This is a genomic window from Streptomyces sp. NPDC093018 (genome assembly GCF_040684035.1).
GTDB classification, from domain to species: domain Bacteria; phylum Actinomycetota; class Actinomycetes; order Streptomycetales; family Streptomycetaceae; genus Streptomyces; species Streptomyces murinus.
In genome coordinates, this window is record NZ_JBFBFF010000005.1 from 71103 (window position 1) to 85595 (window position 14493).

Sequence of the window (14493 nt, forward strand, 5' to 3'; positions counted from 1 at the left end):
CCATCGGGCTTGGCTGCCAAGGAAGTTAGGAAGCGGAAGCCGTCGTCGGCGTCCCGCCGGGGAGCTGTCCTGGGGGGTAGTTCTCAGGTACTACGGGTATGACCCGGGACCCCGGCACGCCCGCTCGGGTGCCGCCGTCCGGCCTGTGCGATCCGCGTCACCAGGCCAGTTGCGCGATCTCCTCCGCGACCGTGACACACGCGTCCGCCGCCGGGTCGATCAGCGGGAAGTGGCCCACGTCCGCCAGCAGGGTCAGGCCCACCGGTTCACCCGCGTTCGCCGCGGCGTCCGCGTAGGACTCGCTGACCGCTTCCGGTACGACGAGGTCGGCGCGGCCCTGTACGAGGGTGGTGGCGATGCCCGTCGGGAGGAGGAGGCTGGGGTCGGCGTAGGGCAGGCGCTGCTCGAAGTGCTCGGTTCCGCCCAGGAGTTGGAGGGAGGCGTGCTCGCAGACGGCCAGGTGCTCGGCGACCGTGAAGTCGGCGATCGGGGCGAGGGCGACGACGCCGCGCAGGGAGGCGGCCTCGGGCAGCCGCCAGGGGGAGTCGGCGGGCAGGACGTGCCGGGCGGCGGCCCACAGCGCGAGGTGGCCGCCTGCGGAGTGCCCGGTGAGGACGGTACGGCGGACATCGGCCCCCGGGAGCGCCGTACGGGCCAGGTCGGGGAGGGCGTCCAGGGCGGCGGCGACATCCTCGAAGGTGTCGGGCCAGCGGCCCGCGGGCGGGGTGTCGCCCACCGGCTCGGTGTCGCCGCCCCGGCGGTACTCGACGTTGGCCACCGCGAAGCCCCTGCGGGCCAGGAAGTCGGCGAAGGGGGTGACATGCCGGCGGTCGTAGCGGGCACGCCAGGCACCGCCGTGCAGGACGACGACCAGCGGGGCCGGGGTGTCCCCGCTCGTGCGGGGGGCGTAGAAGTCGATCACCTGGTCGGGGTGGGCGCCGTAGGCGGCGGTGGCATCGGGGTCGACCGGGTCGTGCGAGAAGGCCGACTCCTCTTCGGCGGCGGCGCGGGCTGCGGCGGCGTCGTCCGGCATGCTCCAACCTCTCAGCGACGGAACGTTTTGGGGGGCGGCGGACCAGGTGGGGGGCGTCGTCGGCCGTTGGCGGGGAACGGTATCAGGCGGGTGACGTGCCGGTACGTGGGGCGGGGGCCGGTACGCGGGGCGGGGGCCGGTACGCGAGGTGGGGGCCGGGCCGGTACGCGGGGTGGGGGCCGGGCCGGATCGCTCGCTCGCGCCGGCCGGGCGCCCCGCAGGACGCGACCGGTCCGCACCCGCCCGCGGCCGACGGCGGCGGGCGGATGCGGGACCGGCGGAATCAGCCGAGCACCGCTCCCAGCACCCGCGCCGCCCGCTCCGCCTCCGCGAAGCTGGTGTACAGCGGGGTGAAGCCGAAGCGGAGGACGTCCGGCGGGCGGAAGTCGCCCACGACGCCCGCTTCGATCAGCCGCTTCATGACATCACCGGCGTTCTCGCAGCGCAGGGACACCTGGCTGCCGCGCTCGCCGTGGGCGGTCGGGGTCACGGACTCGACCCGGTCCCCGGCGTAGTGGGCCACGCACGTCAGGAAGAAGTCCGTCAGCGCGAGCGACTTCGCGCGGACCGCCTCGATGCCCACGCCCTCCCAGACGTCCAGGGCCGCCTCCAGCGACAGCATGGAGAGGATGTCCGGCGTACCGACACGGCCGCGCACCGCGCCCGGCGCCGGATCGTACGACGGCCGCATCCCGAAGGGCTCGACATGGGAGTTCCAGCCGGGCAGCGGGGAGTCGAAGCGGGGCTGGAGCGCGTGGCGGACGTACAGGAACGCCGGTGAACCGGGGCCGCCGTTCAGGTACTTGTAGGTGCAGCCGACCGCGAGATCGACCCCGTGCGCGTCGAGTCCCACCGGCAGCGCGCCCGCGCTGTGGCACAGGTCCCACACCGCGAGCGCGCCCGCGGCATGGATCGCGGCGGTGAGCGAGGGCAGGTCGTGCAGCCGCCCGGTGCGGTAGTCGACATGGTTGAGCAGTACCGCCGCCGTACGGGGCCCGAGCGCGTCCGGCACCTCGGCGGGCGGCACCGCGCGCAGGGTGCGGCCGGTCAGGCGGGCCGCCGACTCGGCGATATAGCCGTCGGTGGGGAACGTGGTGGCGTCGACCAGGATCTCGGTGCGGTCCTCGCCCGCCATCCGTGCCGCGGCCACCACCGCCTTGAACACATTGACGCTGGTGGAGTCGCCGACCACGACCTGCCCCGGCGCCGCCCCGACCAGCGGAGCGATCCGGTCGCCGATCCGCTCGGGCGCGGTCCACCAGCCGCTCTCCTCCCAGGAGCGGATCCGCAGCGCGCCCCACTCGCGGCGCACGACGTCCGCGATCCGGTCCGGGACATGCGCGGGCAGCGCGCCCAGCGAGTTGCCGTCGAGGTAGACGACGTCATCGAGGAGGAAGCGGGAGCGCACCGGCGCCAGCGCGTCCGCCGCGTCCAACTCCTTCGCCCGCAAGGTGAGTTCAGACATAGGACCGGGCCGTCCACAGCTCGGGGAACACGTTCTTGCGGGCGCGCTTCTCCAGCCAGGCCACCCCGGCGGAGCCGCCGGTGCCGGTCTTGGAGCCCATCGCGCGGCGGGTGGCGACCAGATGGTCGTTGCGCCAGCGCCACACCAGCTCGGCCACGTCGGTCAACGCCTCGCCGAGGCGGACGAGTTCGCCGTCCTGGTCGCCGGAGTAGATCTCCGTCCAGACCTGTTCGACAGCGGCGACGGGCTCATGGCGCTGGGCGACGTCACGGTCCAGGACCTCGGCCGGGACCGCGTGGCCCCGGCGGGCCAGCAGCCGCAGCACCTCGTCGTAGAGGCTGGGCTCGTGCAGCGCCTTCTCCAGTTCCGCGTGCGCGCGGTGGGCGCCGCGGTGCGGGACGAGCATGGACGCGGACTTCTCGCCGAGCAGGAACTCCAGCCGCCGGTACATCGCCGACTGGAAGCCGGAGCCCTCGCCGAGGGCGGCGCGGTAGGAGTTGAACTGGGCGGGGGTGAGACCGGCGAGCGGGGTCCAGGAGGCGTTCAGGGCCTCCAGCTCGCGCACGGAACGCTTCAGCGCGGCGATCGCCGTGGGGACGTCGTCCGAGCGCAGCGCCTTCGCGGCGGTCTCCCACTCGTGCACGAGCACCGTGAACCACAGCTCCATCACCTGGGTGGTGACCAGGAAGACCATCTCGCCGGGGTCGTCGGAGAGGGTGTGCTGGAGGTGGGTGAGCAGGTCCGCGCGGACGTAGTCCTCGTACGGCGTCGTGCCGGCGAAGTCGAGATGCGGGGTCTCGGGCTCAGCGGCCTCGTGGGGGTGAGCCTGTTGGGACATCGCTGTCTCCTGTGTTGCTACGGGTAGCGGTCCGCCCCTGCCGATGCCGGCACGGGGGCCCCGGTCCCCACTCGCATCCTCCGCAATCACCCCGGGTACGGCAAGGCCCGCCTGTTGCCAGACGGGCCACACAGGTGACGCGCCGTGTCTCAGCCGAGGGTCGAGGCCGCGGTGGGCGAGGAGTCCTTCAGGAACTGGCTGCAGCGCTCGTACTCCTCCTGCTCGCCGATGGCCTGGGCGGCGCGGGCGAGGGCGTGCAGGGCGCGCAGGAAGCCGCGGTTGGGCTCGTGCTCCCAGGGGACCGGGCCGTGGCCCTTCCAGCCGCTGCGGCGCAGGGAGTCGAGGCCGCGGTGGTAGCCCGTACGGGCGTAGGCGTACGACTCCACGACGGAGCCGCGCTCGAAGGCGTCGTCGGCGAGCTGGGCCCATGCGAGGGAGGAGGTGGGGTGCTGCGCGGCGACGTCCGCCGGCGCGGTGCCCCGGGCCAGCTGCTCACGGGGTTCCGGGTCATCGGGGAGGTGGGTCGGGGGCGGCCCGCCGAGCAGGTTCTCGTGAATGGTCATGGGTTCAGTCTCGCCTACCGGTGTCCGTGTCCGGAGAACCCCTGGGGGACGGCTACGAGCCGGCCCGCTCCCCCTCCAGCGGCGGCGCCGTCAGCGAGCAGTGCGTATGCCGCTCCGGATGCCGGCATCCCGCTGTCGGACGCCCGGTGACCAGGAAGAACGCGAGGACCGAACCCAGTACCAGGACGCCCGCGCAGATCGGCATCGCCCGGTTGAAGGAGGCGTCGAAGGCCGACGCGGAGCGGTACGCGTCCGCCCCCATCCCGGCCAGCAGCGGCAGCGCCGCCACCGCCACCAGGCCCGCCGCCCGGGCCGCCGCGTTGTTGATGCCGCTGGCGACGCCCGCGCGGGCGGTGTCGACGGAGGCGAGGACGGTGGCGGTGAGGGGGGCGACGAGGGTGACCATGCCGGCGCCCATGACCAGCAGCGCGGGGAGCACATCGGTCAGATAGCCCGCCCCCGGCCCGACGCGCAGCATCAGCAGCATCGCGACCGCGCACAGCAGCGGCCCGACGGTGAGCGGCAGCCGTGGGCCCGTGCGGTCGGACAGCGCGCCCGAGGCGGAGGAGAACAGCAGCATCAAGATGGTGGTCGGCAGCAGTGCCGTCCCCGCGACCAGCGGCGACCAGCCGACCGCCACCTGCAACTGGAGCGCGGTGAGGAAGAAGAAGCCGCCGAAGGCCGCGTACACACACAGCGTGACCAGGTTGACCGCGGTGAACTGCCGTGAGGCGAAGACGTCCGGCGGCAGCATGGGGTCGGGCCGGTGCCGCTCCACGTACACGAACGCGGCCGCCGCGGCGAGGCCCAGCACCGCGCTCACCGCCACCGCCGCCGTACCTCCCTGCGCCTCGATGAGCGCGTACGTCAGCAGCGCCAGCGACAGCGCGCCAAGGACCGCGCCGAGGACGTCGAAACGGCCGTGCGCGTTCTCGTCGGCCGACTCCGGGACATGGCGCAGGGCCACCGGCACGCACAGCAGGGCGAGCGGCACATTGAGCAGGAACACCCAGCGCCAGCCGGGCCCGGAGACCAGCCAGCCGCCCAGGAAGGGGCCGACCGCGGCCCCGATCCCGCCGAACCCGGACCACAGGCCGACGGCCCGGCTGCGGTCGTCGGGATGGAAGGACGCCTGGATCAGCGCGAGCGAGCCGGGGGTGAGCAGCGCCCCGCCGACGCCCTGGAGGGCGCGCGCCGCGATCAGCAGCACGGAGTTCGGCGCGATGCCGCACAGCAGGGAGGCGGTGGCGAACCAGACCACCCCGAGCACGAAGATCCGCCGGCGGCCGTAGCGGTCGCCGAGGGAGCCGCCGAGGAGGATCAGCCCGGCCAGCGTGACCATGTACGCGTTCACGGTCCACTGCAGGGCGCCGAGGCTCGCGTTCAGATCGCGGCCGATGCGGGGCAGCGCCACATTGACGACGGTCGAGTCCAGCATGGCCATGCTGGAGCCGAGCACCGTGGTGAGCAGGATCCATGTACCCCGGGACGAGCCGATCCGGACTTCGGGCATGCCCCCACATATACAGCGATACGGCGGACCCGGCGGCTCGAAAAGCCGCCAAGTCCGCCGTGGACGCCTGGGACGCCGTGAACGGCGTCCGAGCGCCTACTTGATCTTGTTGCCCGCGGAGCGCAGGTTCCGCGTGGCCTCCACGACGCGCGCGGCCATGCCCGCCTCGGCCAGCTTGCCCCAGGTGCGCGGGTCGTAGGACTTCTTGTCGCCGACCTCGCCGTCGACCTTCAGGACTCCGTCGTAGTTCGCGAACATGTGCCCGGCGACGGGACGGGTGAAGGCGTACTGGGTGTCGGTGTCCAGGTTCATCTTCACCACGCCGTTCTCAAGGGCGGTGCGGATCTCCTCCTCGCTGGAGCCGGAGCCGCCGTGGAAGACGAAGTCGAACGGGGACTCCTTGCCGAACCGCGCGGCCACACCCTCGTTGAGCTCCTTCAGCAGCTCGGGGCGGAGCACGACGTTGCCCGGCTTGTACACGCCGTGCACATTGCCGAAGGACGCGGCCAGCAGATAGCGGCCCTTCTCGCCGAGGCCGAGCGCCTCCGCGGTGCGGATCGCGTCGTCGACCGTGGTGTACAGGGAGTCGTTGATCTCGTGCGAGACGCCGTCCTCCTCGCCGCCGGTCGGGGTGATCTCCACCTCCAGGATGATCCGGGCGGCGCGGGCCTGCTCCAGCAGCTCCTGCGCGATCTCCAGGTTGTCGGCGAGGGTCTCGGCGGAGCCGTCCCACATGTGCGACTGGAACAGCGGGGTGAGACCGGCGTCGACGCGCTTCTTGGACAGGGCGATCAGCGGACGGACGTACCCGTCGAGCTTGTCCTTCGGGCAGTGGTCGGTGTGCAGCGCGATGTTGACCGGGTACTTCTCCGCGACGATGTGCGCGAACTCGGCGAGCGCGACCGCGCCGGTCACCATGTCCTTGCTGTACTGGCCGCCGAGGAACTCGGCGCCACCGGTCGAGATCTGGACGATGCCGTCGCTCTCCGCCTCCGCGAAGCCGCGCAGCGCGGCGTGCAGGGTCTGGCTGGAGGTGACGTTGATGGCCGGGTAGGCGAACTTGCCTGCCTTCGCCCGGTCGAGCATCTCGGCGTAGACCTCGGGGGTTGCGATGGGCATCTGTCCGCTCCTTGTGTTGCGGGTGGGTTCTGCGTACGGCCCTGACCTAGACCTGGTGGGTGACGTCGTCGTCGGCCCCCCATCCTTCCAGACGGGGAGTGACGCACGTCGCCCCCCAAGTCCAGGTCAAAGGGGCGTGTCAGTCCAGACCCAGTTCATCCTTCGAGAAGGCGAAACGGTACGGCACCCCCGCGCCGGCCTCGATCTTCTCGGCGGCGCCGGTCGCCCGGTCCACGATGGTCGCGACGGCGACGACCTCGGCACCGGCCTCGCGCACCGCTTCCACGGCGGTCAGCGGGGAACCGCCGGTGGTGGAGGTGTCCTCGACCACCACGACCCGGCGGCCCCTGATCTCCGGGCCCTCGACCCTGCGCTGCATCCCGTGCGCCTTGGCGGCCTTGCGGACCACGAAGGCGTCCAGCCGGCGCCCGCGCGCGGCGGCCGCGTGCAGCATGGCGGCCGCGACCGGGTCGGCGCCCATGGTGAGCCCGCCCACCGCGTCGAACTCCAGGTCCTCGGTGAGGTCCAGCAGCACCTGGCCGACCAGCGGGGCGGCCTCGCCGTCCAGGGTCACGCGGCGCAGATCGACGTAGTAGTCGGCCTCCAGACCCGAGGAGAGGGTCACCTTGCCGTGCACCACGGCCTTGTCCTTGATCTGCTGAAGCAGCTCAGCGCGTACGTCGCTCATGCGGCCAGCTTAAAGGCGCCGCCAGCTCCAGGTGGTGGTCGCCTCCAGCGGCTCCAGGGGTGTGACCAGGCGCGGGCAGGTGTTCAGCCCGTTGGGCGGGCCGGTCTGGGGCTCCACGCAGACGGCGTCGTCCTGCTCGTCGTAGACCACCACCCACTCCTCGCGGCTCGCCACCTTCAGCTCCAGCAGACCCGGCCAGGTGAGCGTGACGTCGACGCCCTCGGGCATCCCGAAGCAGTCGTCCCAGGGGCCCGGCTTCGGGTCGATCCGGTTGCCGGTGGGCAGATGGTCGGCGCCGCGCTCCTCCTGCCAGCCGGGCGTGAAGTCCAGGGCCACGTCCACGCCGTCGAGGGTGCGGTGGAACCAGGGGTGCCAGCCGATCTGCGCCGGGAACGAGTCGTCGTACGTCTCCACGGCCATCGTCAGCGTCAGGCTGTCCTCGGCGAGCGCGACGATCTGGGTGACGCGGCCGGAGTGCGGCCAGGGGTCGGTCAGCTCGTGCGTGATCACCGCCTCGTGTCCGGTGACGCGCGCGGTGCGCCAGGCGCCGTCGCGGGCCGTGCCGTGGATGGCGTGCGGCGGGGAGTTCAGGGGCAGCTGGCGGACGATGCCGCCGTCCAGGAACCGGCCGTCGCGGATGCGGCCGGCCCAGGGGACCATCGGGAAGCAGCCGAAGCGGTCGCCCTGCCGCAGCAGTTGCGTGCCGCCGATCCTCAGTCCACCGATGCGGCCGCCGTTCCCGGGCCGCACGATCACCTCCGCGTCGCCCGCGGTCAGCGTGATGTCTTCGTTACTCACGGGACGACAGTACTGGGGTGGTGCTGCCGGATGTACGGCTTCGGGTCGCCGGTGGCTGATCGCGCCCACGCGGCGCGGCGCACATCGGACACCGCTCCGGTCCCCTTCCCGGGGCGTCCGGTCAACGGCGTCTGCGCAGTGCCCGTCCCACCACGATCGCCGACGCCACCGCCAACGCCGCCGCCGGGGCCGCCCACTTGAGTGCCTGGTTCGCCGAAACGGTCCCCGGGGCGGGTACCGGGGCATAGCGGCCGCGCGGCGGGGCGTGGTCGACCTCCTCCGCGCTGCGGCCGATCATCGTGCGGCGGGCGTGGGCCGCCTCGGCGGGCGGTACGCCGGTGTCGGTGAAGTCGTCCGCGGGGCTCTCCACGCCCTCGGCCGGCTCCCGCGCGCCCTCCTCGCCGTCCTCGCCGTCCGCCCCGGGGTCGAGCGAGGATGGCGGAATCTCGGTGTCGAAAACGGACGTGCGCCCGGCCTCCGGCGCCGCCGCCTCCTTCCCGGGCTCCTCCGCCCGCTCCCCCAGCGCCTCCAGGAACCGGGTCAGCAGCCGGGCCGCCGCCGCGGCGACCGTGTCCGCGGGAAGCTCCGTGATCCGTCCCGAGGCGTCCGCGCCGCCCTCTGCCGTGACCGTCGTACCGCCCTCGGCGTCCGCGAGGCGCAGGGTGAGGGCGAGTTTGACCGCGCCGCTGCCGCGGGCCTCGGTGGCGTCGCCCTCGACGGTGTACGTGCCGTCCTCCCGGGCGAGCACCCGCGCGGTGCCGCGATAGGTGACGGAGTGTCCGCCGACGCGCAGTTTGAGGCGTCCGGCGACGGGCGGGGCGCCGGCGTCCTGCTGGAGCCCGGGGACGGCCCGGGCGACGCGCGCGGGGTCGGCGAGTGCCGTGGCGAGACGGTCGGCCGGGACCGGGACGAAGACCTGGTGCTCCATGTCGGCTGAGCCTACCCAGGAGCGGGCGGATCGTACCCTCGCCGAAGGAGGCACCTGCTCAGTACCGCGGATGGATCAGGGTGGAGGCGGGCAGCCCCCCGATCCGGGCCCGCTCGGCCGCCCGCCGGTCCGCCGCGAGGGCGGCCGGGGTGAGGGTGGCGGCGGGGACCGCCGGATCCAGGCGCGGCCGCGGGGCGGCGCGGCCGGGGGCGGCGAGCAGGAAGCCCCAGTCGTGCGGGGCCTCGGGCGCGCCCGCGGAGCGGTCGGGGCCGGCCGGGAAGCCGGGGTCGTGGCCGAGGACGCGGTAGGGGGTGGCGGCGAGTCCGGCCGCGCGCAGGGTCGCGGCGACCGTCCAGAAGACGCGGGGGCGGTTGGTGACGGACCCGGCGTGCACGACGAGGCGGCCGCCGGGGGCGAGCACCCGGCGGGTGAGGCCGTAGAACTCCTCGGAGTACAGCTTGGTGCTGGCGGTGATGCCGGGGTCGGGGAGGTCGGCGATCACCACGTCGTACGAGGCGCCGGGCGCGGTGCGCAGCCAGCCGAGGGCGTCGGCGGTGGTGAGGTGGACGCGGGGGTCGGCGTAGACACGGCCGTTGGCGGCGGCGAGGCCGGGGTCGGTGCGGGCCAACCGGGCGAGTTCCGCGTCGAGTTCGACGATGTCGACGCGGCGCACTCCAAGATGGCGCAGCACCTCGCGCGCGGCCAGGCCGTCGCCGCCGCCGAGGATCAGGACGCGGGCGTGCGGTCCGGCGAGGGCGGGGTGGACCAGGGCCTCGTGGTAACGGCGGGCGTCCTGGCCGCCGATGCGCAGCCGGCCGTCGAGGTAGAGGTCGAGGGGGCGGCCGTCGGTGCCGCCCGCGAGGACGACCTCCTGCACCCCGGTCTGCACGGCGACCCGGACGTCCGTGCCGTACACCGCGCGGCGCGCGGCGCGTTCGAAATCGGCGGAGAGGGCGGCGGCCGAGGCGAGGACGCCGAGGACGGTGAGGCCGGCGAGGAGCAGGGTCCAGCGGGCGCGGCGGGTCAGATCGTGCCGGAAGAGGCCGAGGACGAGGGCGCCGCCCGCGACGAGGTTGACCGTGCCGGTGAGCAGCACGCCGGTCAACTGGCCGCAGAACGGCAGGAGTACGAAGGGAAAGGCGAGGCCGCCGACGAGGGCGCCGACGTAGTCCGCGGCGAACAGGTCGGCCACGGCGGCGGGCGCGTCCTGGCGGCGGATGCGCTGGATCAGCTCCATCAGCAGCGGGACCTCGGCGCCGATGAGCAGGCCGATGGCGAGCGAGAAGGCGACCAGCAGGCAGCGCGGGCCCTCGGCCCAGGGCCCGCCCCAGCCGCCGGTCCAGGCGAACACCGCGTACAGGGCCATCGCGCTGCACCCGCCGACCAGGGCGAGCAGCGTCTCGACCGCGCCGAAGCCGACGGCGGTGTGCCGGCGCAGCCGCTTGGCGCCGAGCGAGCCGATGCCCATCGCGAACACCATCACGGACAGCACGACGGACGCCTGGGTGACCGAGTCGCCGATCAAGTACGAGGCGAACGCGACGAGTTCGAGCTCGTACACGAGTCCGCAGGCCGCGCAGACGAAGACGCACACAAGGACCAGGAACCGCGCGGTGCCGGGCCGGACGGACAGTCCGGCGGGGCCGGTCCGGGAGGGCGGGGCGCCCGGGGGCGCGGGGGCCTGCGGTTCGATCACGCTGCGACGTTACGTCACATGCCGGGCACGCTTCGTCACCCACAGGTGTGGATCTGGGGGCAGTTGACCCCATCCGGGTTTATGCGGCGGACGTCCCGGACTACGCGGCGTCGGCTTCCTGGCCGGTCCGCCCGCCGCGCGCCCGCGCCCCCACCCGGGTACGGGTGGCGACGAGTTGGCCGTCCTGCGGGTAGGCGTGCCAGGTGCGCCAGTGCACATGGTCCTGGTGCCGCTGGGCCAGCATCGCGGTGAACGCGTGCGGGCTGCCCGGGAAGACGCCCGCGAGTCCGTGCGGGTGCTCGGAGACGAGGGCGAGCAACTCCTGGGCGCGGCCCGCGAAGGAGCCCGGGGTGAGCATCTCGACGCGCGCCGCGAACTCGTACTCCCAGTCGCCGACGCGCTTGGCGACGCCGAGCGGCAGCGGGGTGCTGGAGCCGGGGATGCAGGCCACGGTCTCGGAGCACAGGCCGCGCTCCTCCTCAAGGAGGACCTGGTGGGAGGCGCCGAGCAGTCTCAACTGGAGCTTGGCGCCGGTCAGTTCGAGGTCGAGGGTGGCCAGGGCGGGAAGCGGTTCGCGCCCCAGGGCCCAGGCGAGGTCGGCAGCGCGCGTATCGCTGTAACTGGTGTTCAGGGTCGTGAGCATGGATCGGCTCCGCTAACACGCAAATGAGGGGAGATGGCCGTGTCAGCCCGGCCGGCCCGGCCGGTACGAGGCGTCTGCGAGACGTCCTGGGGGCTGCGTTGGCTGCATTGGCGTTTTAGAGGGAATCATGAACAGAGGGGCCGCCACAGCGTTTTTACCCAACTTCGGGGGCATTCCATCCGTCGGGGGGCTCACAGTTCAACTGTTCCACCACGGCGCACGCCGGGCGCGACCACAAAGCCACGCACCACCCTTCTCAGCTGCTCCCGCAGCCACCGCCTCCCCCGCAGGACGACCCGCCGCCGCACGAGGAACCCCCGCCGCACGAGGAATGGCCGCCGCCGCAGGAGTGCCCCGAGTGACCCCCGCCGCCGCAGGAGGAATGGCCGCCGTGGTGGCCGCCGTGGCTCCCGTGGTGTCCGCCCGACGACGACCCGCTGTCCCCGGCCCACCAGCTGTTGCCCGAGTCGCCGCCGCCCCCGCCGAGCATCGCCGACGAGCCCGCCGCGCGCCCGCCCCGCCGCCCCGCCCCGCCCTTGCCGCGTCTGCCGGACACCCGCGCGACGACGACGAACAGGACGAACACTCCCACCAGCCCGATGACGAACGGATCCATGGCGCCACCCTCTTCCGGTCCCCCGAAGCCGCCCCCCGTGGGCGCCTCGTTCCTTCCCGCGCAGTGCGCGGTGCCCCGGAGATGCCCGCCCGGGGCACGGGTCAAAGCGGAGTTGAGGAACTCCAGAGCTTGGGCGCAGGATGGCCGCCATGACCTCCACCGCGCGCCCCCTCCTCAACCGCAGGCTCGCCGAGTTCGGCACGACGATCTTCGCGGAGATGTCCGCCCTCGCCGTCGCCACCGGGTCGATCAACCTGGGCCAGGGCTTCCCCGACACCGACGGCCCCGAGGAGGTCAGGGAGGCCGCCGTACGGGCGCTGCGCGACGGGCGCGGCAACCAGTACCCGCCGGGCCCCGGCGTCCCCGAGCTGCGCACCGCGATCGCCGCGCACCAGCGGCGCCGGTACGGGCTGCCGTACGACCCCGACACCGAGGTGCTGGTGACGGCGGGCGCCACCGAGGCCATCGCGGCCGCGCTGCTCGCGCTGCTGGAGCCGGGCGACGAGGTGGTGGCCCTGGAGCCGTACTACGACTCCTACGCGGCGAGCATCGCCCTTGCGGGCGGCCGCCGGGTGCCGGTGACCCTGCGCCCGCACGAGGGCCGCTTCCGGCTCGACCTGGACGAGCTGCGCGCCGCCGTCACCGACCGGACCCGGCTGCTGCTGATCAACACCCCGCACAACCCCACCGGTACCGTCCTCACCCGCGCCGAGCTGGCCGCGATCGCCGAGCTCGCGGTGGAGCGGGACCTGCTGGTGGTGACGGACGAGGTGTACGAGCACCTGGTGTTCGACGACGCCGAGCACCTCCCCCTCGCTTCCTTCCCCGGCATGCGCGAGCGCACGGTGACCATCGGCTCGGCCGGCAAGACGTTCTCGTTCACCGGCTGGAAGGTCGGCTGGGTGACGGCCGCGCCCGCCCTGGTCAGCGCGGTGCGCGCGGCCAAGCAGTTCCTCACCTACGTCTCCTCGGGCCCCTTCCAGTACGCGGTGGCCGAGGCCCTCGCCCTGCCCGAGTCCTACTACGACGACTTCCGGCGCTCGATGCGGGAGCGCCGGGACATCCTGTCGGCGGGGCTCACGGCCGCGGGCTTCGAGGTGTTCAAGCCCGCGGGCACCTACTTCGTCACCACCGACATCCGCCCCCTCGGCGAGAAGGACGGCTTCGCCTTCTGCCGCGCCCTGCCCGAACGCGCCGGTGTCGTGGCCATCCCCAACGCGGTCTTCTACGACGACCGCGAGGCGGGCGCCCCCTTCGTGCGGTTCGCGTTCTGCAAGCGCGAGGACGTGCTGCGCGAGGCGGCGGAGCGGCTGCGGGCCATGTGAGGGACGGTTCGCCGCCGGTTGGCCGCGCCCTGCTCGCATCCGGGGCCGGGCCCTTGCAAGGTGCGGAGGTGTGACCCACGTCAGCACCGTCCTCGCCCCGCCCGTCACCGCACCCGAACCCGCGCCCGGGGAACGCGCCCGCGTCTCCCTGCTCAGGGCGAGCGGCGTCGCCGTAGGACTGTTCCTCGGCGCGCGGCTCGCCGGTGCCGCCGTCCTCGCCCTGCTCGCCGAGGCCGCGGGCCGGCCGGTGCTGGCCCTGCTGGGCCGCTCCTGGGACTCGGTCTGGTACCTGGGCATCGCGGCGCACGGGTACGGCCACGCCCTGGGCCGGCACGGCTACAGCGATCTGGCGTTCTTCCCGCTGTATCCGGCGCTGGTGCGGGCGGTGAGCGAGGTGAGCACGCTCGGCGGGGGCGCGGCCGGGCTGCTGGTGTCCTGGTCGGCGGCGCTGGTGGCCGCGGCGGGCCTGTACGCGGTCGGGACGCTGCTGTACGGGCGGCCGGTGGGGATCGCGCTGGTGCTGCTGTGGGGGCTGCTGCCGCACTCGGTGGTGCTGTCGATGGCGTACACCGAGCCGGTGCTCACCGCGTGCGCGGCCTGGTCGCTGTACGCGGTGCTGACCGGGCGCTGGCTGTGGGCGGGCTCCCTGGCGGCGCTCGCGGGACTGGCCCGCCCGAACGGCTTCGCGGTGGCCGCCGCCGTGCTCGCCGCGGCCGGCCGCGAGGTGTGGCGGCGGCGCGGCCGGGTTTCCCACAGGCTGTGGACGGGCGCGGCGCTCGCCCCGCTGGGCTGGACCGCGTTCCTGCTGTGGGTGGGCCTGCGCCGGGGCGATCTGCTGGGCGGCTATTTCGACGTGCAGGCCCGCTGGGGCTCGCGCTTCGACCTCGGGCGCGGCTCGCTGCGCTTCGTGCGCACCCTGCTGCTGCACGGCGGCCGGGTGGTGTTCCCCATGGCGCTGCTGCTGGTGGCCGCGGGCGTGGTGCTGTTCGTGCTGCTGGCCCTGGACCGGCCGCCGCTGCCGCTGCTGGTCTACAGCGGGGTGCTGCTGCTGGTGGTGCTCGGCGGTTCGGGCATCTTCGAGTCCAAGCCGCGCTTCCTGCTGCCGGCCTTCCCGCTGCTGCTGCCGCCGGCCCGCGCACTGGTCCGCGCGGCGAGAGCCCGGCCCTGGCACGCGGCCGTACTGGTCGCGTCCCTGGCCGGGCTGTCGTACCTCTACGGCGCGTACCTGCTGGTGCTGGGCAACGCGCCGCTGTAGCCGGTACGGCAGG

14 protein-coding genes are annotated in these 14493 nt (G+C 73.8%); 2 read left to right on the forward strand and 12 right to left on the reverse strand.

Features of this window, described 5'->3' with window-relative positions:
- Positions 1 to 157: 157 nt before the first annotated feature.
- The 12 genes from AB0N90_RS13580 to AB0N90_RS13635 form a co-directional block, all read right to left on the reverse strand.
- Positions 158 to 1033, reverse strand: coding sequence for an alpha/beta hydrolase (locus AB0N90_RS13580; RefSeq protein WP_365195930.1), 876 nt, complete (start codon positions 1031 to 1033; stop codon positions 158 to 160).
- 283 nt (positions 1034 to 1316) lie between these two features.
- Complete coding sequence (gene kynU, locus AB0N90_RS13585) at positions 1317 to 2498, reverse strand: kynureninase (protein WP_365195932.1); 1182 nt, start codon at positions 2496 to 2498, stop codon at positions 1317 to 1319.
- Positions 2491 to 3336, reverse strand: a complete 846-nt coding sequence (locus tag AB0N90_RS13590) for a tryptophan 2,3-dioxygenase family protein (RefSeq protein WP_365195935.1) — start codon at positions 3334 to 3336, stop codon at positions 2491 to 2493. The genes kynU and AB0N90_RS13590 overlap by 8 nt, the downstream gene beginning before the upstream one ends.
- A gap of 149 nt (positions 3337 to 3485) precedes the next feature.
- Positions 3486 to 3899: a DUF3151 domain-containing protein gene (locus AB0N90_RS13595; protein WP_046417556.1), complete on the reverse strand. Its 414-nt coding sequence runs from the start codon at positions 3897 to 3899 to the stop codon at positions 3486 to 3488.
- Positions 3900 to 3951: 52 nt separating this feature from the next.
- Positions 3952 to 5412, reverse strand: coding sequence for an MFS transporter (locus AB0N90_RS13600; protein ID WP_365195938.1), 1461 nt, complete (start codon positions 5410 to 5412; stop codon positions 3952 to 3954).
- Between the two features lie 96 nt (positions 5413 to 5508).
- Positions 5509 to 6531: a class II fructose-bisphosphate aldolase gene (gene fbaA, locus AB0N90_RS13605; protein WP_365195940.1), complete on the reverse strand. Its 1023-nt coding sequence runs from the start codon at positions 6529 to 6531 to the stop codon at positions 5509 to 5511.
- A 139-nt stretch (positions 6532 to 6670) separates the two neighbouring features.
- The gene (gene pyrE / locus AB0N90_RS13610) at positions 6671 to 7219 is read right to left on the reverse strand and encodes an orotate phosphoribosyltransferase (RefSeq protein WP_037658405.1); all 549 of its coding nucleotides are present in this window, start codon (positions 7217 to 7219) and stop codon (positions 6671 to 6673) included.
- Between the two features lie 9 nt (positions 7220 to 7228).
- Positions 7229 to 8017, reverse strand: a complete 789-nt coding sequence (locus AB0N90_RS13615; protein ID WP_365195943.1) for an aldose 1-epimerase — start codon at positions 8015 to 8017, stop codon at positions 7229 to 7231.
- 121 nt (positions 8018 to 8138) lie between these two features.
- Entirely contained in the window at positions 8139 to 8945 is an 807-nt protein-coding gene (locus tag AB0N90_RS13620) for an SRPBCC family protein (protein ID WP_365195945.1), read from the reverse strand.
- Positions 8946 to 9003: 58 nt separating this feature from the next.
- Entirely contained in the window at positions 9004 to 10641 is a 1638-nt protein-coding gene (locus AB0N90_RS13625) for a polyamine aminopropyltransferase (RefSeq protein WP_365195948.1), read from the reverse strand.
- A 100-nt stretch (positions 10642 to 10741) separates the two neighbouring features.
- Positions 10742 to 11284: a DUF2617 family protein gene (locus AB0N90_RS13630; protein ID WP_365195950.1), complete on the reverse strand. Its 543-nt coding sequence runs from the start codon at positions 11282 to 11284 to the stop codon at positions 10742 to 10744.
- Between the two features lie 256 nt (positions 11285 to 11540).
- Positions 11541 to 11900, reverse strand: coding sequence for a hypothetical protein (locus AB0N90_RS13635; RefSeq protein ID WP_365195953.1), 360 nt, complete (start codon positions 11898 to 11900; stop codon positions 11541 to 11543).
- Positions 11901 to 12040: 140 nt separating this feature from the next.
- On the opposite strand from AB0N90_RS13635, the gene AB0N90_RS13640 reads away from it, so the two are divergent.
- Both AB0N90_RS13640 and AB0N90_RS13645 read left to right on the forward strand, forming a co-directional pair.
- A complete protein-coding gene (locus tag AB0N90_RS13640) occupies positions 12041 to 13225 on the forward strand; it encodes a pyridoxal phosphate-dependent aminotransferase (RefSeq protein ID WP_365195954.1) in 1185 nt (394 codons plus the stop codon).
- Between the two features lie 70 nt (positions 13226 to 13295).
- Positions 13296 to 14480, forward strand: a complete 1185-nt coding sequence (locus AB0N90_RS13645) for a hypothetical protein (RefSeq protein ID WP_365195957.1) — start codon at positions 13296 to 13298, stop codon at positions 14478 to 14480.
- The last annotated feature ends 13 nt before the right edge of the window (positions 14481 to 14493 follow it).

Bases quoted from the DNA above. Each gene is read 5' to 3' on its own strand.
- AB0N90_RS13580 (WP_365195930.1), bottom strand. From the start codon at position 1,033: ATGCCGGACGACGCCGCCGCAGCCCGCGCCGCCGCCGAAGAGGAGTCG.
- kynU (WP_365195932.1), bottom strand. From the start codon at position 2,498: ATGTCTGAACTCACCTTGCGGGCGAAGGAGTTGGACGCGGCGGACGCG.
- AB0N90_RS13590 (WP_365195935.1), bottom strand. From the start codon at position 3,336: ATGTCCCAACAGGCTCACCCCCACGAGGCCGCTGAGCCCGAGACCCCG.
- AB0N90_RS13595 (WP_046417556.1), bottom strand. From the start codon at position 3,899: ATGACCATTCACGAGAACCTGCTCGGCGGGCCGCCCCCGACCCACCTC.
- AB0N90_RS13600 (WP_365195938.1), bottom strand. From the start codon at position 5,412: ATGCCCGAAGTCCGGATCGGCTCGTCCCGGGGTACATGGATCCTGCTC.
- fbaA (WP_365195940.1), bottom strand. From the start codon at position 6,531: ATGCCCATCGCAACCCCCGAGGTCTACGCCGAGATGCTCGACCGGGCG.
- pyrE (WP_037658405.1), bottom strand. From the start codon at position 7,219: ATGAGCGACGTACGCGCTGAGCTGCTTCAGCAGATCAAGGACAAGGCC.
- AB0N90_RS13620 (WP_365195945.1), bottom strand. From the start codon at position 8,945: ATGGAGCACCAGGTCTTCGTCCCGGTCCCGGCCGACCGTCTCGCCACG.
- AB0N90_RS13630 (WP_365195950.1), bottom strand. From the start codon at position 11,284: ATGCTCACGACCCTGAACACCAGTTACAGCGATACGCGCGCTGCCGAC.
- AB0N90_RS13635 (WP_365195953.1), bottom strand. From the start codon at position 11,900: ATGGATCCGTTCGTCATCGGGCTGGTGGGAGTGTTCGTCCTGTTCGTC.
- AB0N90_RS13640 (WP_365195954.1), top strand. From the start codon at position 12,041: ATGGCCGCCATGACCTCCACCGCGCGCCCCCTCCTCAACCGCAGGCTC.